The sequence below is a fragment of the Corynebacterium sp. HMSC074A01 genome (assembly GCF_001831515.1).
In the GTDB taxonomy this organism is placed as follows: Bacteria; Actinomycetota; Actinomycetes; order Mycobacteriales; family Mycobacteriaceae; genus Corynebacterium.
The window spans coordinates 128783-147339 of record NZ_KV825618.1 but is presented as its reverse complement, the minus strand read 5'-3'; the positions used below and the strand labels follow the sequence as shown (position 1 = coordinate 147339).

The window sequence follows — 18557 nt, the reverse complement described above, 5'->3', positions numbered from 1 at the left end:
CGTTAAGGGCGGACAAAGTCTAGGCTTCGGGGGCGAAGGGTTCGGCGGGTTGGGCGGGGACGTCGATAAGCACGGTGCGGGTCTTGATCCGGCCGCGGCGGTCGAAGCCGCCCTCGGCGGTGTAGCGCACGCCGTCGATGACGGTCGATGAGCCCGGCAACGGGACGCGGCCCAGCTGGTAGGACAAGAGGCCGGCGACGGTGTCGACGGAGTCGGTGAGCGCGTCGTCGAACTCCACCGTGTAGTCGAAGTGGTCCTCGAGGTAGTCGACAAGGTCGTCGAGCGGCAGGCGGGATTGCGCGCGGAAGCGGCGCTCGCCGACCTGCTCGATCGGGGCGTCCTCGTCCTCGTCGTACTCGTCGGTGATCTCGCCGACGATTTCCTCCAGCAGGTCCTCCATTGTGAGCAGACCGGCGACGTTGCCGAACTCGTCGATGACGATCGCGATGTGCATGTTCTGCTGCTGCATCTGCCGCAGCAGCTCGTCGAGCGGCTTCGACTCCGGCACGAATAGCGGCTCGCGCATGAACTCGGTGAGCACCGTGGACGCGGCGACTGGCGCGCCGTTCGGGCCGAACATGTCCTTCAGGTAGGAGACACCGACGATCTCGTCGACGCTGTCGCCGATCAGCGGCACGCGCGAATGCCCGGAGCGCACCATCAGGCTGGTCGCCTGGCGTGCCGTCTTCTCGCCTTCGATCCAGATCATCTCGGGTCGCGGCACCATCACTTGGCGGGCGGGCGTCGAGGCGAGGTCGAAGATGTTCTGGATCATCCGCCCCTCGGTTGTTTCCACCACGCCCTTTTCCTGCGCGATGTCGACGGCTTCGCGCAACTCCACCTCGGTGGCATAAGGGCCGTCACGGAAATCCTCGCCGGGGTGGAACACGTTGCCCAACTTGATCAGCCCGCGGGCTACCGGGCCGAACACTGCGTGGAAGAGCACCAGCCACTGCGCGGCCTTCAAAGAAATCGTATATGGGTTGCGCTTGCCGGCGGTGCGGGCGAAGACGCCGATGATGCCGAATTGCAGCAGCGCCACCGCCACCACGGCAGCGGTGATCGCCCACGCATCTTGCTCAATCAAGTCCATCGCCGTCATCGCCGCGAACACGGCCGCGGTGATGTCCAGCACGGTGCGCAGCATGACCAGCATATTGATGTGGTTTGCACGCGAGTTGACTACGCGCAGCAGCGCGGGCGCGCCCGCTACCTCGTCCTTGACCATGTTTTCCACGCGAGCGCGGGACACCGGTGACAGAGCGGATTCTACAGAGCCGAATAGGCCCGAAAGCAGCATCGCCACAACCGTGACAACGCCATAGATGATGGTGTGATGCATAAAAGTCTAGTTTTCTCCCCGCTCGCGCATCCGGCGGTCGAGCTCCTCGCGGTCTGCAGCCGATGGAAATGCGTGCGGGCCGGTGGGCTTGGGCTGGTATTCGACGTCGCGGGCCGCTAGGGAGTCGTACCAGTCGGCGAGGATCTCGTTCTGCAGCGCGAACATCTCACGCTCGTCGGCGGGCTGGATGTGGTCGTAGCCCAACAGGTGCAGCACGCCGTGGACGGTGAGCAGCGCGAGCTCGTGGGCGAGGTCGTGGCCGGCCATTTCGGCCTGCTTACGGTCGAATGCCGGGCACAGGATGATGTCGCCGAGCATCGCCGCGCCGAGCGGGTTCGCGTCGGGGCGTCCGCCGCCCGGGGTCAGCTCGTCCATGGGGAAGCTCATCACATCCGTGGGGCCCTCCAGGTCCATCCAGCGCACGTGGAGATCCGCCATCGTCGCTTCGTCGACGAGCGTGATGGTGGCCTCGGTGTCGGGGTGGACGTCCATCGCTTGGAGTGCGAACGAGCAGACGTCGATAAGCATTTGCTCATTGACTTCCGCCTCTCCGGACTCGTTGAGAACCTCAATGCTCACTGCTTGGCCTCCTGTTCGCGCTCGCGCTCAATCTCGCGCTGACGCTTCTCATAGCGCATCGAATTCTGGGCATCGTGCCGGTCGTACGCGGCGACGATGCGGGAAATCAGGTGATGGCGCACGACGTCCTCGCCGCGCATCTCCTGAAACGCGATGTCCTCAATGTTGGCGAGGATGCGACGCGCCACGCGCAGGCCCGAGACCGTGCCGCGCGGCAGATCCACCTGGGAAATATCGCCAGTGACCACCATCTTCGAGCCGAAGCCGAGACGGGTGAGGAACATCTTCATCTGCGCGCCGGTCGTGTTCTGCGCCTCGTCCAGAATCACGAACGCGTCCGAGAGCGTGCGGCCGCGCATGTACGCGAGCGGGGCGACCTCGATGATGCCGGCGTCGACCAACTTGGGGATCGTCTCCGGGTCGATCATGTCGCGCAACGCGTCGTACAGCGGGCGCAGGTACGGGTCGATCTTGTCGCTGAGCGTGCCGGGCAAAAAGCCCAGCTTCTCGCCTGCCTCCACCGCGGGGCGGGTCAAAATGATGCGCTTGACCTCCTTAGCCTGCAGCGCCTGCACCGCCTTTGCCACCGCGAGGTAGGTCTTGCCGGAACCGGCCGGGCCGATGCCGAAAGTGATGGTGTGCTCGTCGATCGCGTCGACGTATGCGCGCTGGCCCGCCGTCTTCGGGCGGATCACCTTGCCGCGCCGCGAGACGATCTCCGCGCCGAGGATCTCCGCGGCCGATTCCGGCGCGTCCGCCTCCGTGATGCGCACCGCCTGGACGACGGTGTCCTGGTCGACGGGTACGCCGCGGCGGGCCATGGACTCCAGCTCGTCGACGACGCGCGCCGCGTAGGCCACCTCGGCCTCCGTGCCGCGCACCGTGAGCGTGTTGCCGCGCGCGTGCAGGTTCGCCGCGAGCTGGCGGTTAAGTACCCGTAGGTTCGCGTCGTTGACGCCGAGGACTGCCTGCGCGTAAGCCGAGTCGAGATCGAGTTTGCGGGTCACCTTCGCCGAATCGCCCGCGGCGTGCGAAGTGTTCACGTCATTGTGATTGTGCATTGTGCTCCCAACGCTACCAGCGAGATGTCAATGCGCCGATGGCGCACAGTGCCGCAAACCCGGCGCTCGCTGTGCGCAGGACCTGCGGCCCCAGCCGCACGGGCTGGGCCCCGAGCAAATCTAACTCATCTTGGCCGATCCCGCCCTCCGGGCCGACCAGGACGTACAGCGTTTCGACGCCGCTAAAGTCGACGTCCGTAATCGGCGTGGTCGCGTCCTCGTGCAGCACGATCGCGCGCGCGCCGCGCAGGCGCTCGGCGAGCTGGTTTGTGGTGACCGGGTCGTGCACGGTCGGCCAGATCGCGCGGCGCGACTGCTTCGCGGACGCGATCGCCTGATTGCGCCACTTCTGCACCTGTTTGTCCTGCTTGTCCGCGCTCCAGCGGGCGATGGTGCGGTGCGAGATCCACGGGATGATGGCGTCGACGCCGCCCTGGACTGCGAGGTCGACCGCGAGCTCGGCGCGCTCCGACTTCGGCACTGCCTGCACCAGCACCACCTGTGGCTGCGGCGGCTTCACGGTGCGCTCGGCGACGACGTCGCCGGAAACGCGCTCGCGGGTGCATTCGCTAACGGTGACTTCGGCGGTGTGGCCGGTGCCGTCGACAAGCATGATGCGATCGCCGGGCGCGATGCGCTTAACATTCGCATGTTTCGCTTCCGCGCCGGTGAGCACACCGTCGGCGGGCTGTGGCGCGTAGAAGTACGGCAGGCTCATTAGCGACGGAACCTGTCACGCATCCGGGAGAAGAAGCCGTCGCCGCCGCCGTCGTCGGAGCCGGCGTGCACGCGCGCCGTATCGGCGTGGCCCTCGCGCAGCTTCTCCAGGCTGGTGCGCTCCTCCTTCGACAGCTCGGTCGGCACGACCACCTGGACGTGCGCGATCATGTCGCCGGCACCCTCGGCGCGCAGCTTCGGCATACCTTCGCCGTCAAGCACGATCTCTTCGCCCGGCTGCACGCCTGCGGGTACGGTGATCGTGGTGGTCTCGCCAGCCAGGTTGTCCACGTGCAGTTCGGTGCCGAGCGCGGCGTCGTACATGGGCAGGCGCAGCTCGAGGTGGAGGTCGTTGCCCTCGCGGGCGAAGACCTTGTGCGGGGTGGTGTGGACCTCGACGTAGAGGTCGCCGGCCGGGCCGCCGCCGTGGCCGACCTCGCCCTGATCGGCCATGCGGATGCGCATGCCGGAGGCGATGCCGGCCGGGATTTTCACCGTCAGGTCGCGGGTGGCGCGCACGCGGCCGTCGCCGGCGCACTGGCGGCAGGGGTCCGTAATGACCTCGCCGTAGCCGTGGCACTTCGGGCACTCATGCGTGGTCATCACGTTGCCCAGGAAGGACTGCTGCATCTCCTGGACCGCACCGTGACCCTTGCAGTAGTCGCAGGTCTGCGGTTTGGCGCCCGACTCCGAGCCGGAGCCGTGGCACTTGTCGCACAGCACCGCGGTATCCACGGTGACTTCCTTGCGCACGCCGGAAAACGCCTCCTCGAGGGTGATCTGGGTGCGCAGCAGCGCGTCGTTGCCCGGCTGGACGCGGGAGCGCGGTTCGCGTCCGCCCGCGCCGCCGCCGAAGAACGCCTCGAAGATGTCGCCGACGCCGCCAAAGCCGCCGAAACCGCCAGCACCGCCGGGCGCGCCGCCCCCCTGCTCCATCGGGTCGCCGCCGCGGTCAACGATGCTGCGCTTCTTCGGATCCAGCAGCACCTCCTGGGCGAGCGAGAGCTCCGCGAATTTCTCCTCCGCCTCCTCGGACGGGTTCACGTCCGGGTGGTATTTGCGGGCGAGCTTGCGGTACGCCTTCTTAATCTCCTGCTCGGTGGCTTCCCGGTCCACGCCGAGGATGCCGTAATAGTCACGTGCCAAAATTCAAACCTTTCACAGTGTTAGACGTTCACTTGCGGCGCACGCCGCGTCATTCGCCCTGCAGGATGCGGCTGATGTAGCGCGCGACGGTGGCAACCTTCTGCATGGTACCGGGGTAGTCCATGTAGGTCGGCCCCACCACCCCGAGCCCGCCGAGCGCCTCATCGCCGGCTCCATACGCAGTAGTAACAATTGCTGCCTGGGAAAATTCCTCGTTCTCGTTTTCGCGCCCGATCCGCACCGAGACCCGCTCCATGTCTTGGGCGGTGGCGAGCAGTTTCAGCACCACGACTTGCTGCTCGAGCGCGTCGATGACGCTGTGCAGGTCGGCGAGCCGGTGCACAGTGAGGTTGCCCGCGCCTGCGATGAGCAGCCGGTCCGCGGTGGTGTCGACGAGCGTGTCCACGAGCACCGCGGTACACCGCGACACCGCGTCGGCGAGTTCGCGCGGGGCGCGCGCGTGCAGAGTGGACAGCCCGGCGGTGGCCTCGCGCATGGTGCGGCCGACGAGGATGTCGTTGAGCAGGTCGCGGAGCACGGGCACGTGGGCGTCGGCAAGCGGGCTGGCGAGCTCCACGTTGCGCTGGTCGACGCGCCCGGTGTCGGTGATCACGACGAGCAGCAGGCGCGTCGGTGTGAGTGCGACGACTTCGCAGTGCTTGACCCGGGAGATCTCGAGGTTGGGCAGCTGCACGACGGCGGCCTGGTTGGTCAGCTGCGCGAGCAACTGCACGCTGCGGCGCAGCACGTCCTCGAGGTCCACGCCGTGTTCGAGGAAGTCGAGGATGGCGTGACGCTCGGCCACCGACAGCGGCTTGACGTCGTCGTGCAGCGCGTCGACAAACGCGCGGTAGCCGGCCTGCGTGGGGATGCGCCCCGAGGAGGTGTGGGTCTGGCTGATGTAGCCCTGTTGCTCCAGCACGCTCATGTCGTTGCGGATGGTCGCCGAGCTCACGCCCAGCTTGTGGCGCTCCACCAGCGCCTTGGATCCGACGGGTTCTTGCTGCGCGATGTAGTCGGCAACGATTGCGCGCAGCACCGCGCGGCGGCGCTCATCAGCAGCACTCATTAGCACTCCCTCTCATCGACTGCCAGCTATCCTACTCGGCGGCCAAAATATCGGTCACGATGCCGTCGGCAAGCAGCCGGCCCGCATCGGTCACCGCAATGCGTTCGCCGAAAGTTAAAAGCCCGCCGCGCACATGCTTCTCGACGATCCCCCGCGCCCCCTGGCCTACCCAACCGGCAGGAATACCCTCCTTGAGCCGCAGGCCGAGCATCACTTGCTCGTCGTGGCGCTGCTCGTCGGTGAGCGTTTCGGAGAAGTCCACGGGCAGCTCGCCGTCGCGCAAGAGCGCAGCGTAGCGCTCGGGGCGCTTGACGTTGGCGAAGCGCTCGCGGCCGATGAAGGAATGCGCGCCCGGGCCCGCACCCCACCACTGGCCGCCGCGCCAGTAGAGCAGGTTGTGGCGGCACTCCCCGCCCGGCTTGGCCCAGTTCGACACCTCGTACCAGTCGAAGCCGGCGTCCTCGAGCGTTTCGGCGATCAACTCGTAGCGGCGCGCGTAGACCTCCTCCTGCGGCGCGGGCAGCTCGCCGCGGCGGACCTTGCGCGCCATCGCCGTGCCGTCCTCGACGATAAGCGAGTAGGCGGAGACGTGGTCGACGTCGGCAGAGAGGATGGCGTCGAGGGTTTTGCGGACGTCGTCGTCGGTTTCCGTCGGCGTGCCGTAGATCATGTCGAGGTTGACCTGCGCGAACCCGGCGGCGCGCGCCTCCCTCGCCGCAGCGACCGCGCGGCCCGGCGTGTGTGCGCGGTCGAGCACCTTGAGCACGGGCGCGGACGCCGACTGCATGCCCAGTGAGACGCGCGTGAAGCCCGCGTCGAGAAGGCCCGCGAAGTACTCGGGGCTGGTGGACTCCGGGTTCGACTCCGTGGTCACCTCCGCACCAGGCAAAAGGCCAAAGGTGCCGCGCACCGCGTCCAGCACACGCCCCAAACCCGCCGCGCCGAGCAGCGAGGGCGTGCCGCCGCCGATAAACACCGTGTCCGCACCGCGCGCGTCGACCCGTGCAGCGGCGAGTTCAAGCTCCCGCTCGAGCGCGTCGAAGTATTCCGCGTGGGAAGAGGCCACCTCGTTGGGTGTGTAGGTGTTGAAGTCGCAGTAGCCGCAGCGGGTCGCGCAGAAGGGGACGTGGATGTAGACGCCGAAGGTGTTTCGACCTGTCTCGGATTCAGCCATGCGGCCAGTCTAGGCACCGCGGCGCGAACGCTTGGCGGCGACCTTCTCCACGATCCGGTTGATCCGGGCGCGTTCTTCCAGAAACTCCGGCGGGTTCGTCCCGCGCATGGTACGCGCGAACGCGGGGTGGTCGACGCAGACGGTTTCCACCCAGCCGTCGACAACCGCCTCGACGAGCTCGGCAACGGTGGCGAACAGATGCGGCAGGCTTACCGCGCCGAGCTCGCGGGCGACCATGTCGGTCTGCTCCAGGGTGTAGGAGACGATCTCGGTGAGGTGCTGCACCGTAAGATCGGTGCGTCCGGTGAGCGCGTCCTCCATGGTTTGGACGGAGAAGGGGGCGGCGAGTGGGAAGAGGTCGGTGAGGCCTGCGGCGTCGAGAAGCTCGGGCTCCGGGATCTTCTCCTCGGGACACGCGGACGCCGAGAGCACGCCGGCGCGCATGCCGGAGGTCAGCGCCTGGCGCAGCCCGATCAACTCGCCGACGACCCGGCGCGCGTCCACGCGGGCGTCGTCGGCGATCTCGACGAACTCGGCGAGGCAGTCGTCGGTGAGCTCCCCGTCGTAGTCCGCGACCGCTTCGGCGATGTGCTCGATGTACTCGGCGACCTCGTCGCCGATGTTGTAAATCTCCTGCGTGAGCTCACGGTGCCGCAGCATAGCCGCTGTCTTGCGCACGGGTAAGCCCCCTTCGGTTCAACTAAAGATTTGCTGGGAGCCATGCTAAGCCACGGCGGCGCGGCGGCGTGGAAGGCGCGCCGCTACCGCTCGTAGAGCTTGTCGATGTCCTCGCTGAAGCGCTCAAAGACGACGTTGCGCTTGACCTTCATCGTCGGCGTCATCTCGTTCTCCTGCTCGGACAGGTCGCGGTCGAGGATGCGGAACTTCTTGATCGCCTCGGCGTGCGAGACGGTGGCGTTGGCCATGTTGATCGCGTCCTGGACCTCGGCGCGCAGGCTCGCGTCCTGAGCGAGCTCGGCGAGCTTGCGGTGCTCGGGGATGTTGCGGTTGGCCTTCCAGCGGGCCAACTCATCCTCGTCGAGCGTGACCAGCACGCCGATGAACGGCTTGCCGTCGCCGACGATCAGCGCGTTCGAGATCAGCGGGTCCTGGCGGATGATCTCCTCCATCGGACCGGGCGAGACGTTCTTGCCGCCGGCGGTGACAATCAGGTCCTTCTTGCGGCCGGTAATCCGCACAAAGCCCTCGTCGTCGACCTCGCCGAGATCGCCGGTGTTGAACCATTCGCCGTCAAAGGCCTCGGCGGTGGCCTCGGGGTTGTTCCAGTACTGCTTGATCACGCCGGGGCCTGCGAACTCGATTTCGCCGTCGTCGTTGATGCGCACCGAGTAGCCGTTGACCGGCGGGCCGACGGTGCCGATCTTCTGGCGCACCTTGTTGTTCACGCACGCGGCGGCGCAGGTTTCGGTGAGCCCGTAGCCCTCGTAGACGGGGATGCCCATGCCGCGGAAGAAGTGCGACAGCTCCGGGCTCATCGCGGAGCCGCCGGTAATGCCGTAGGACACCGCCCCGCCCATGGCCTCCTTGAGCTTGGAGTAGACGAGCTTTTCAAAGACCTTGCGCTTCGCCTTCTGCACGCGCGTCGGACCCTCGGGCGTTTCCATTGCCTTCGAGTACTCGATCGCCGCGCGCTCCGCCTCCAGGAACACGCGCTTGCCCACTGCGGAGCCGTCGGCGGCCTTGTTGTAGGCGGCGTTGCGCACCTTTTCAAACACGCGCGGGACGCCCAGCACCATGTTCGGCCGGGCGCGCTGCAGCTCCACCGTCAGCGTGGAGGTATCCGACCAGTGCGATTGTGTGGCACCCGCGATCGCGAGCGCGAGCGCAACGGCGCGCTGCAGCACGTGCGCGAGCGGCAGAAACGTCACGACGCGCTTGCCGGGCACGGCGACCTCGCCGATGTCGTTGAAGATCAGCGCGCGCGTCTGGTAGATCCAGTTGCCGTGAGTCAGCTCCACGCCCTTCGGGCGGCCGGTGGTGCCGGAGGTGTAGACGAGGGAGCCGATGTGGTCGTGGGTGATGGCGGCCACGCGGGCGTCGATAAGCGACTGCTCGACGTCCCGACCCTCAAACTTCAGCGTCTCCACGCCGGAAGCATTAAATTCGTAGATCTTTTGCAGCTTGGAGGTCGAGCCGGCGAGCCGGGGCGTGCCGTCGTCTTGCAGCAAGAACGAGCTGATCAGCTGCGTGTGCTCGCGCGTTTCGGTCAGCGCCAGCTTCGCGCCGGAGTCCTCGAGGATCCACTGGATCTGCGACATCGAGCTCGACGGGTAAATCGGCACGGAGATCGCGCCCGCGGCCCAGATGGCAAAGTCCATCAGCGCCCACTCGTAGCGCGTCGCCGACAAAATCGCCACGCGGTCGCCCGCCTCCACACCGGCGGCCACCAGGCCCTTCGCGGCCTCGTAGACCTCTTCGAGGAACTCGCCTGCGGTCACGTTGACCCAGTCGTAGTTGCGCGGCCGCGAAAAGAGCACGATGTGCGGCTGCATCGTACACAGCTCGATGAGCTGGCTGAGGCAGTTCTCTTCCGGCGGCACAGTAAAACCGAGTTCCGTGGTGTATGCATTCTGCGACATAAGCCCTCACCCTACCGCGTGGAAGCCTCACCTGGCTCCGGTCACGCGCGTTTGGCACAATATTGACTGTGATGAATGAGGAACTTTTGCTGTCCCTGGCCCAGTCCTACGGCTTCGGCACCACCTACCGAGCCTCCGACGGGCAGCTGACCACCCCACCTAACCAGTCCTTCCTCAAATTGCTGCGCGCCATCGGCGTCGATGTGCCCGACTCCCCCACCGACGAAGCGCTCCGCTCGCTTCTCGACGCCCGCGCGACCGAACTCGCCACCCGCCCCCTCCCGCCCACCGTGGTGGCGACCGCGGGCGAAGAGCAGCACTTCAACGTGCACGTCCACGACGGGCACTACGCGCACTGCTGGATCCGCCTCGAGGACGGCTCCTCGCGCGATGCCTACCAGGACGAAAACTGGACGCCGCCGACCACCGCCCCCGACGGCACGGTGTGGGGCGAAGCGACCTTCCACGTCCCCGGTGACCTGCCGGAGGGCTGGCACGAGCTGCACTTAGAGTCCGACAACCTGCACGAGGTGTGCACGCTGATCGTCGTGCCCGCGCGCTTGCAATCGAACGAGGCGTGCGTGCAGCGCCCCAACTACGGTGTGATGGCGCAGCTGTACTCGGTGCGCTCGTCGCAGTCCTGGGGTGTGGGCGACTTCGAGGACCTAGCTCGCCTGGCCGAGACCGTCGCCGCCGAGGGTGCCGACTACCTGCTGATCAACCCCGTGCACGCCGCGCAGCCGGTGCCGCCGGTAGAGGACTCGCCGTACCTGCCGACCTCGCGCCGCTTTGTCAACCCCATCTACATCTCGGTCGAGGCCGTGCCCGAGTACGCGCGCCTAGACGCAGACACCCGCGCCGATATCGACGAGCTCGCAGCCCCCTTGAAGGCCATGAACTTGACGGCCGACCCGCTTGCGCGCAACGAGGTCTTCGGCACCAAACTCGCCGTGTTGCGCGAGCTATTCTACCTCTCGCAGCAGGATGAGGGCCGCGCCCACGACTTCGAGCTCTACACCCTCGACGAGGGCGAGGGCCTGCGCGAGTTCGCGCAGTGGTGCGCTTCGCGCGCCGCCGCGTTTACCCGCGGCCAGCACGCCGCAGCGGAGGCGGACGAGGAAACGGTGCGGTTCTACATGTGGCTGCAGTTCATCGCCGACGAGCAGCGCCGCGTCGCCCAAGACCGGGCGCTTGCCGCCGGGATGCGCATCGGCATCATGACCGACCTCGCCGTGGGCATCCACCCCGACGGGGCGGACGCGCACACGCTTGCCGACGTCCTCGTGCCCGCCGCTTCTGTTGGCGCGCCGCCGGACCAGTACTCGCAGCAGGGCCAGGACTGGTCGCAGCCGCCGTGGAACCCGGAGGCGCTGGCGCGTGAGGGCTACGCACCGTGGCGCGACCTGCTGCGCACCGTGCTGCGCCACTCCGGCGGCATCCGCGTCGACCACATCTTGGGCCTGTTCCGCCTGTTCTGGCTGCCGCGCGAAGACACCCCGGCCGACGGGCTGTATATGAACTACGACCACCGCGCGATGGTGGGCATCTTGCTGCTGGAGGCGCAGCGCGCGGGCGCGGTTGTCGTCGGCGAAGACCTGGGCACCTTCGAGCCGTGGGTGCAGGACGTGCTGCGCGACACCGGCATCTTCGGCACTTCGGTGCTCTGGTTCGAGTCCATCCCGCCGGCGGGCGCGCCGCGGCCCGCGGACCAGTACCGCCACCTCGCGCTGTCCGCAGTCGGCACGCACGACCTGCCGCCGACGGCCGGCTACCTCGAGGGCGCGCACAACGAGCTACGTTCCAAGCTGGGGCTAGTCAGCCAGTCGCTGGACGAGCTCAACGCCAACGACGGCGTGTGGATCGGGCGCGTGCTCAACCAGGCTCGCGCCGAGGGCGCGTTTGCAGACACCGCGTTCGCAGAGACGGACTTTAGCCAGTACGACCTCGGCGAGTTCGACGCTGCGGGTTCCCTTGACGATTTGCTGGTGGGGCTAACCCGCTTCATCGCGTCGACCCCGTCGGCGATGACGGTGACGAACCTGGTGGACATGGTCGGCGATCGCCGCATCCAGAACCAGCCCGGCACGAATTCGGAGCAATACTCCAACTGGTGCATCCCGCTTACCGACGCGACCGGCACCCCCGTCCTCATCGACGACCTCGCCGACAACCCGCTGTTCCACCGCGTCGCCGAGGCGTCGCGCCGGCCGGGCGCGGTCTAGACCAGGCTGCCGACCAGCGCGGCGATGACGACGAGCGCGAGCATGACGTAGAGCGCCTGCGTCACGCGCGACTGCGGGTACTTGCGCTGCGGCTTCGGCAGCTGCTGATCCTGCTTACGCAGTTCTTCCGGGTTGGCCATGGCGCTTAGTCTACTTCGCGGGCAGGCTCGGTCGGCAACTGCCGTGCGCGCGCCTGGTTGCGCTGGTACGCCAGCCAGTCGGTGACCCGCAGCATCGCCCACGCCGCCACCGACGCGAGCGGGAGCGCGACGATCAGCACGATCGGCAGCTGCAGCCAGGGGCTTAAGGCGAACATGCGCTACACCGCCGTCCCCTCGAGGCCGCGGCGGATAAGCAGCGGGCGGGTGTCCTTGTCGCGGCCACGGAAGGCGCGGTAGGCGTCCGCGAAGTCGCGGGAAGCGCCGCGGGCGAGGATCTCTTCGCGGAACTTCTCCCCTGTTTCGCGGTTAATTCCCTGTTCGCGGATCAGCTCGAAACCGTCGGCGTCGAGCGCCTCTGCCCACAGGTAGGAGTAGTAGCCCGCGGAGTAGCCGCCGGCGAAGATGTGGTTGAACCAGGTCGAGCGGTAGCGCGGGGTCAGCCCCGGTACGTCGAGATGGTAGCGGCGCAGGACGTCGTGTTCGAAAGCTTCGATGTCTTCCGGCGGGGTGCGATCAAGCGAGTGCCACTCGAGGTCGATCGCGGCAGCAGCCAAGTACTCGGCGGTGGCGAAGCCCTGGCCGAACGTGCGCGAGGCGCGCACCGCGTCCAGCATGGCGGCGGGAAGCGGCGCGCCGGTGTCCACGTGGCGGGCGTAGTTGCGCACGATCTCGGGGGCGAAGGCGTAGTTCTCGTTGATCTGCGAGGGGAACTCGACCCAGTCGCGCGGCACGTTGGTGCCGGACAGCGACGGGTAGCGCACGTTGGACAGCAGGCCGTGGAGGGCGTGGCCGAACTCGTGGAAGACGGTGGTGACCTCGTCGATAGTGAGCAGCTCGCTGTTCACACTCATCACGTTGACCACCACCGGCTTGGTGTTGGCAAGATGCGACTGGTCGACGAAGCTGCTCATCCAGGCGCCGCCGCGCTTGCTTTCGCGGGCGGAATAGTCGGTCAGCAGCAGGCCGAGGCCTGTGCCGTCGTGGTCTTTGACCTCCCACACCTGTACGTCGTCGCGGTAGGCGCGCAGGTCTTCGCGGAGGGTCACGGTGATGCCGTAGAGCAGGTGCGCCGCGTAAAACACGCCGTCCTCGAGCACCTGTCGCAGCGGGAAGTACTTGCGCAGCTCCGCCTCGTCGACGTCGAGCTCCTCGGCTCGGCGCTGTGCGGACCAGTACGGCCAGTCGGCACCGTCGAGACCGTCCTCGCCGAGGTCTGCCCCGCGCGAGATCGCGAGCTCACCGTCGAGCTTGCGCTCGGCGGCCGCGTTCGCCGCCGCAGCCGGCGCGAGGTCCGCGATCAGCGCGCGTGCCGCGTCCGCGTTGCCCGCGGTCTCCTCCGCGATGACGTAGTCGGCGTGCGTGGCAAAGCCGAGCAGTTGCGCGCGCTCCTGGCGCAGCGCGACCGCCTCGCGCACGAGTGGGGCGTTGGATTCGGTGCCGCGTTTAAGGGAGGCGTCGAAAAGCGCGCGGCGGGCGGCGGGATCGCTGAGGTCGGCCTGCAGCGACTGGGTCGAGGGCAGTTCGATGGGGACGAGGTAGCTGTCGCCGTCGGCAAACGCGGCGAGCTGGTCCTCGCTTGCGCCCGCCAGTTCCTCGCGGGTGAAGCGGACAGCGAGTCGCTTGGTGTCGGCGAGCAGGTTGCGGCCGAAGTGCTCGGAGAGTTTGGCAAGCCGCTCGTTGATCTCGCGCAACCGCGCCTGGCCTGCAGCGTCGAGGTCCGCGCCGCGGCGGGTAAAGCGGCGCAGAAGCAGGTCGTGGAGGCGCTGCGACTCCTCGTCCGCGGGCACCTCGACGGCGCGCAGCCGGTGGTAGAGCTCGGCGTTTTGGTAGATCGCGTCGGTGTGCGCGGTTAGTTGCGGCACGATGCGATCGGCCACGGCGTCGAACTCGGCGGTGGCGTCGGTGCCCTGCAGGTTGAAGAACCAGGCAGCCACGCGCTCTACGTCCGCGCCGGCCAGCTCGAAGGCCTCGACGGTGTTTTCCCACGTTGGGGTCGCTTCCGCGCAGATCGCGGCGATCTCCGCCTCGTGGCGGGCGAGCGCCTGATCAAACGCCGGCTCGACGTGGGCCAGTTCGATGGCGTCGAAGTCGGGCAGTTGGTACGGCAACGTCGATGGTGCAAGCAGTGGATTGGTCATGGCGGCCATCTTAGGCGTTTAAGATTGCGGCATGGCTACGCGCGAAACCCAAGTCACTTGCCCCGCCGGCGCGATCGTCGGCACCAGCGACGGGCAGGTGCGCAGCTTCCACTCCATCCCGTACGCACATGTTCCGGCTCCGTTCGACGCGCCCGAGCCCTCGCCGATGGGCTTGCTTATCGACGCCACCTCCCCGGAACACGGCACCAACCGGCTTTCCATCGCTACCCCGGAAGGCGCGCGCAGAAACGACGACCTGCCGGTTCTCGTCTACATCCACGGCGGGCGCTTCGAGGAGGGCAGCCACACCGATACCTACAGCAACGCAGAAGGCTTTGCCCGCGAGGGTTTCGTGCACGTGCGCGTCGGCTACCGGCTGAAGTTCCCCGGCATGCTGCCGTTTGCCGACGATGCTTCGTACGAATACCGCGCCGTGCAGGATTGCGCGACGGCGCTCACGTGGATCCAGCGCAACATCGAGGCCTTCGGCGGCGACCCCACCAATGTGACGCTCGTCGGCCACAGCGCCGGCGCCGACATCACGCTCTGGCTTGCACGCCGAGACCACTTCAAAGGAGAGTTCCGCCGCGCGGTGGCGGCCTCCCCAGTCTTCCCGCGCCGCAGCTTCGCTTCCCGCAAGTGGGCGGCGCGCGGCGCGCTCGGCACGCCCCTTTTGCGCGGCGAGCTCAACGCGCTGGCCGCACGGAACCCGAAGCGACTCACGCGCGCCTACGGCCGCTTCCGCACCCAGTACCTCACCGACATCGCGCTCGGCCCCTACCCGTTTGATGCGGGCGCGCTCGCCGACGTCCCACTGGTGGTCACCTCCACCCGCGATGAATTCATGCCCACCGGCAGGCCCTTCGACCGCGCCAAAGTGGGCAAGCCAGCCGCACGCGTCATGGCGCGGCACATGGGGGTGGCCAAGGGGAAGGCGCGCGAATACCTCGAGCACGCGGCCACGATGGACCCGCGCGCCGTCGGCGGCCGGCTCATCTCGGACGCAATGTGCAGGCGCTGGGTTGACGACATCGCCGAGGGCGCGCCCGGCGCGCTGTGGCAGGCAGAGCTCTACCCCACCGAGAACCGCCCCGCGTACCACTCCAAAGAGCTCACGCCAGCGTTCACAATCGGCACGGGCCTCAACGCGTGGCTGACCCGCTTTGCGCGCACCAGCGAGGTCGGCTGGCGCGCCTATGCGGAGGGCCGCGCCGTCATGCGCGTGCGCCTCGACGGCACGGGCGCGGAAGAAGTCACCGACCCGCTCGGCTACCTACGCGGCGTGTTCGCACCGGTAGATTAAAGCGCGTTGCGCAAGCGCTCGTCGGCGAGCTCCTCGACTAGCCACGGCGAGAACGCGAACGGCGTCGCCTCCGCGGCACGGATCACGTCCTGTGGGGCCACCCACGCCCAGGAATCCACCTCGTCCGGGTTGGGGTCGAGCTCCACGCCCGGCGACATCCGCGCGGTAAAGACCGGGCAGACCTCGTTTTCCACCACGCCGGAAGAGTCCACGGCGCGGTAGCGGAAGTCGGGCAGCACCTCGGTGATCGCGTCGATTGCCGGCATGCCGAGCTCCTCGGCGGCGCGGCGGCGCACCGCGTCCACAGCTGCCTCGCCCGGGGCCGGGTGGCCGCAAAACGAGTTCGTCCACACGCCGGGCCAGGTCAGCTTGCCGAGTGCGCGGCGCGTGAGCAGCAGGCGGCCGTCCGCATCCAGCAGCCAGCAGGAAAACGCCAGGTGCAGCGGAGTGGAGTCGGTATGTACGTCGGTTTTGTCGGCGGCGCCGATGGGGGTCCCCGTGGCGTCGATAAGCACTACTTGCTCTCGCATTAGGTATTCAGATTCCCTTTAAACGTCACGTTACCAATGGTGAACTCGGCGTCCCACAGGTTGCCCGTGGACACGTCGAAGGCATACTTCGCGTTCGTGGTCGCGCCAGGTCCGAGCGGCAGGTCCACGCCGATGATGTCCACATCCGCGTTTTCCGCGCTCTTCGGGTCCGCAGTCTGCATCGAGGCCCCACCCGCGTTGTAGCGCAGCTGCGGGGTGAGCGTGTCGGCGGGCATCGGCACGTCACTCTCGTTGGTCACCGCGACCACCACGACGGTGCCGCCGTTGGGCTCGTAGCTGGTGCCCTGCCACTTGTAGGAGAGGTCCATCGCCGGGTCCTCGACGCGGTCGCCGTTGAGCTTGTCGGTGACCAGCGGGTCGACCTCCTCCGCCTTGAACTCCGGGGCAGGCGCGCCGGTCGGCGTGGTGATCTCAATCTCCTCTTCCTGGGCCTCCTCGCTCTCCTTGCCGCTGACGCAGCCGGACAGCGCGAAAACGGAGGTGGCGGCCAAAAATACGGCGATGAACTGCGAACGGTGTGACATACACGCCTCTTTTAACTCGTTGTAGCAGTGGACGTTTCGATTCTTCCCTACTGTACAGCGCGGGTACCCTAGCCAAACTATGCAGTCTTTGTTGCGTGTGCTCCGCAGCGCCTCCGCGCTGTGGCCGTACTACTTGGCCGTGGTCCTCATCTCCTCCGGCGTTGCGGCGCTGGGGCTGGTCTCGCCTTTCCTCATTCGGGAGGCCACCGACACCATCGTCGACTACGTCGGCTCCCCGGAAGGCCCCGCGCCCACCCGCACTGTGATCTGGCTGGCGCTGGCGCTCTTTGCCGCAGAATCCGCCGCAGCGCTGTTGCGCAACGTGTCCGGCTACCTGGGTGATGTGATGGTGGCGCGGATCCGGCAGATCCTGTCCACGCGCTACTTTGCCAAGCTGTTGTCGCTGCCGCAGCGCTACTTCGATACGCAGATCACCGGCACGATCATCGCGCGGCTGGACCGCTCGATCGCGAACGTCACGCAGTTCATCCAGTCCTTCGCCAACAATTTCCTGCCGATGCTGCTGCAAGTCGCGGCAATTCTCGCGATCACGGCCTACTATTACTGGCCGCTGACAATACTGCTCGCGCTGCTCTTCCCGCTCTACATGTGGCTGACCGCGCTGACCTCGAAGCGGTGGCAGCGCTACGAGCAGGACAAAAACGCGAACGTGGACGAGGCCAACGGCCGTTTCGCCGAGGTAGTCGGCCAGGTCAAGGTGACCAAATCTTTCGTCGCCGAGGTGCGTGAGCTAAATAAGTTCGGCCACCACTACCAGGAGACGGTCGCGCTGACACGCCCGCAGTCGCGCTGGTGGCACAGCATGGACACAGTGCGCGGGGTTGCCATGACCGCGATCTTTTTAGGCATTTACCTCATCCTGTTCCTGCGCACGCTGCACGGCCACTTCACAATCGGCGAGATGGTCATGCTCATCCAGATGGTCACCATGGCCCGCCAGCCGGCGCAGATGATGAGCTGGATCGTGGATGCCGCGCAGCGCGCCATCGCCGGCTCGCGCGACTACTTCAAGGTCATGGACGAAGAACACGAGCCGACCGCCAACGCCCAGCTCGTCGCCGCCACCGAATCCACCGACGTGCCCGCGCTTCGCGACACGCAGCATCACCCCCTGCCCGTCAACGAGCCGGTCCTCGCCTTCGACGACGTCTCCTTTGCCTACACCCCCGGCGAGCCGGTCCTTTCTGGCCTCACCTTCTCGGCGCGCGAGGGCGAAAAAATCGCGCTCGTTGGCGAGTCCGGGGGCGGCAAGTCCACCATCGTCAATCTGCTCTTGGGGCTCTATCCGCTTGTCGACGGCACGCTCACCATCTGCGGCCGCAACCTCGAAGACTTAAGCGTAGAAGAGCTGCGCGCCTCGACCGGCGTCGTCTTCCAGGAACCCGCCCTGTTTTCCGGCACCGTGCACGAGAACATCGCCTATGGCAAGCCGACCGCCACCCGCGAGGAGGTCATTGACGTGGCCAAGCGCGCCAGCGCCCACGACTTCATCATGCGTTTCAAGGACGGCTACGACACCGTCATCGGCGAGCGCGGCCTGCGGCTTTCCGGTGGGCAGCGCCAACGCGTGGCCGTGGCCCGCGCCATGCTGAAAGACGCGCCCATCTTGGTCCTCGACGAGGCGACCTCCGCGCTGGACACGAAGGCGGAACGCGCCGTGCAGGCCGGCCTCGACGAGCTGATGAAGGACCGCACCACCATCATGATCGCCCACCGCCTGTCCACGATCGCGGATGTGGACACGATCATCACCTTGGATCACGGCCGCATCGACGAGATCGGCTCGCCCGCCGAGCTCGCGGTCTCGGGCGGTATTTATTCAGAGCTGCTCGCGCTGACCGCGTCCTCTTCGGCTGCGGACCGCGCACGCCTGAAGTCCTTCGGTTTCCAGCTCGATGGCGCGGACGACGAAGACGAGGACGACGCGCGGGTGTGAATGTAGCGCTGGG

Annotated in this window: 17 protein-coding genes; 3 read left to right on the top strand and 14 right to left on the bottom strand. The window is 67.2% G+C overall.

The genetic code is table 11. The features are described from left to right. Positions 1-19: 19 nt before the first annotated feature. The 9 genes from HMPREF2550_RS06320 to HMPREF2550_RS06280 all read right to left on the bottom strand — a co-directional run bounded on the left by HMPREF2550_RS06320 (position 20) and on the right by HMPREF2550_RS06280 (position 9688). On the bottom strand, positions 20-1342 hold the full coding sequence (locus HMPREF2550_RS06320; RefSeq protein ID WP_070790366.1) for a hemolysin family protein: 1323 nt from the start codon (positions 1340-1342) through the stop codon (positions 20-22). 6 nt (positions 1343-1348) lie between these two features. Continuing rightward, positions 1349-1921, bottom strand: a complete 573-nt coding sequence (ybeY, locus tag HMPREF2550_RS06315) for an rRNA maturation RNase YbeY (RefSeq protein ID WP_070790365.1) — start codon at positions 1919-1921, stop codon at positions 1349-1351. Then, positions 1918-2964 carry a PhoH family protein gene (locus HMPREF2550_RS06310; protein ID WP_246819772.1) on the bottom strand — a complete coding sequence of 349 codons (1047 nt, stop codon included), beginning with the start codon at positions 2962-2964 and terminating at the stop codon, positions 1918-1920. The genes ybeY and HMPREF2550_RS06310 overlap by 4 nt, the downstream gene beginning before the upstream one ends. Positions 2965-2995: 31 nt before the next feature. Next, on the bottom strand, positions 2996-3700 hold the full coding sequence (locus HMPREF2550_RS06305; RefSeq protein WP_070790363.1) for a 16S rRNA (uracil(1498)-N(3))-methyltransferase: 705 nt from the start codon (positions 3698-3700) through the stop codon (positions 2996-2998). Continuing rightward, positions 3700-4845 (bottom strand): molecular chaperone DnaJ, encoded by a 1146-nt coding sequence (gene dnaJ, locus HMPREF2550_RS06300; RefSeq protein ID WP_070790362.1) that lies wholly within the window; start codon positions 4843-4845, stop codon positions 3700-3702. The genes HMPREF2550_RS06305 and dnaJ overlap by 1 nt, the downstream gene beginning before the upstream one ends. Positions 4846-4894: 49 nt before the next feature. Beyond that, a complete protein-coding gene (hrcA, locus tag HMPREF2550_RS06295) occupies positions 4895-5914 on the bottom strand; it encodes a heat-inducible transcriptional repressor HrcA (protein ID WP_070790361.1) in 1020 nt (339 codons plus the stop codon). 31 nt (positions 5915-5945) lie between these two features. Beyond that, positions 5946-7088 carry a radical SAM family heme chaperone HemW gene (gene hemW, locus HMPREF2550_RS06290; RefSeq protein ID WP_070790360.1) on the bottom strand — a complete coding sequence of 381 codons (1143 nt, stop codon included), beginning with the start codon at positions 7086-7088 and terminating at the stop codon, positions 5946-5948. A 9-nt stretch (positions 7089-7097) separates the two neighbouring features. Next, a complete protein-coding gene (locus HMPREF2550_RS06285) occupies positions 7098-7766 on the bottom strand; it encodes a hypothetical protein (RefSeq protein ID WP_070790359.1) in 669 nt (222 codons plus the stop codon). A gap of 83 nt (positions 7767-7849) precedes the next feature. Beyond that, positions 7850-9688 (bottom strand): AMP-dependent synthetase/ligase, encoded by a 1839-nt coding sequence (locus HMPREF2550_RS06280; protein ID WP_070790358.1) that lies wholly within the window; start codon positions 9686-9688, stop codon positions 7850-7852. A 71-nt stretch (positions 9689-9759) separates the two neighbouring features. Between HMPREF2550_RS06280 and malQ the strand changes: the two genes are divergently transcribed. Beyond that, positions 9760-11910 carry a 4-alpha-glucanotransferase gene (malQ, locus tag HMPREF2550_RS06275; RefSeq protein ID WP_083319808.1) on the top strand — a complete coding sequence of 717 codons (2151 nt, stop codon included), beginning with the start codon at positions 9760-9762 and terminating at the stop codon, positions 11908-11910. On the opposite strand, the gene HMPREF2550_RS12075 is transcribed toward malQ, so the two are convergent. Genes HMPREF2550_RS12075 through HMPREF2550_RS06270 form a run of 3 tightly spaced genes read right to left on the bottom strand, consistent with a single transcriptional unit; the run spans position 11907 to position 14209 of the window. Beyond that, on the bottom strand, positions 11907-12050 hold the full coding sequence (locus HMPREF2550_RS12075; protein ID WP_038591907.1) for a hypothetical protein: 144 nt from the start codon (positions 12048-12050) through the stop codon (positions 11907-11909). The genes malQ and HMPREF2550_RS12075 overlap by 4 nt on opposite strands. Before the next feature lie 5 nt (positions 12051-12055). Further along, positions 12056-12226 (bottom strand): hypothetical protein, encoded by a 171-nt coding sequence (locus HMPREF2550_RS12255; RefSeq protein WP_168167687.1) that lies wholly within the window; start codon positions 12224-12226, stop codon positions 12056-12058. 3 nt (positions 12227-12229) lie between these two features. Continuing rightward, the gene (locus HMPREF2550_RS06270; RefSeq protein ID WP_070790356.1) at positions 12230-14209 is read right to left on the bottom strand and encodes a M3 family metallopeptidase; all 1980 of its coding nucleotides are present in this window, start codon (positions 14207-14209) and stop codon (positions 12230-12232) included. Positions 14210-14240: 31 nt separating this feature from the next. Between HMPREF2550_RS06270 and HMPREF2550_RS06265 the strand changes: the two genes are divergently transcribed. Continuing rightward, a complete protein-coding gene (locus HMPREF2550_RS06265; protein ID WP_070790355.1) occupies positions 14241-15512 on the top strand; it encodes a carboxylesterase family protein in 1272 nt (423 codons plus the stop codon). On the opposite strand, the gene idi is transcribed toward HMPREF2550_RS06265, so the two are convergent. After that, complete coding sequence (gene idi / locus HMPREF2550_RS06260; protein WP_070790354.1) at positions 15509-16042, bottom strand: isopentenyl-diphosphate Delta-isomerase; 534 nt, start codon at positions 16040-16042, stop codon at positions 15509-15511. The two genes, HMPREF2550_RS06265 and idi, sit on opposite strands and share 4 nt — an antisense overlap. Further along, a complete protein-coding gene (locus tag HMPREF2550_RS06255; protein ID WP_070790353.1) occupies positions 16042-16587 on the bottom strand; it encodes a hypothetical protein in 546 nt (181 codons plus the stop codon). Before HMPREF2550_RS06255 ends, idi begins: the two co-directional genes overlap by 1 nt. Positions 16588-16666: 79 nt before the next feature. Here HMPREF2550_RS06255 and HMPREF2550_RS06250 point away from each other — a divergent pair, with 79 nt between their 5' ends. Further along, positions 16667-18544, top strand: coding sequence for an ABC transporter ATP-binding protein (locus HMPREF2550_RS06250; protein WP_070790352.1), 1878 nt, complete (start codon positions 16667-16669; stop codon positions 18542-18544). Positions 18545-18557 lie beyond the last annotated feature (13 nt).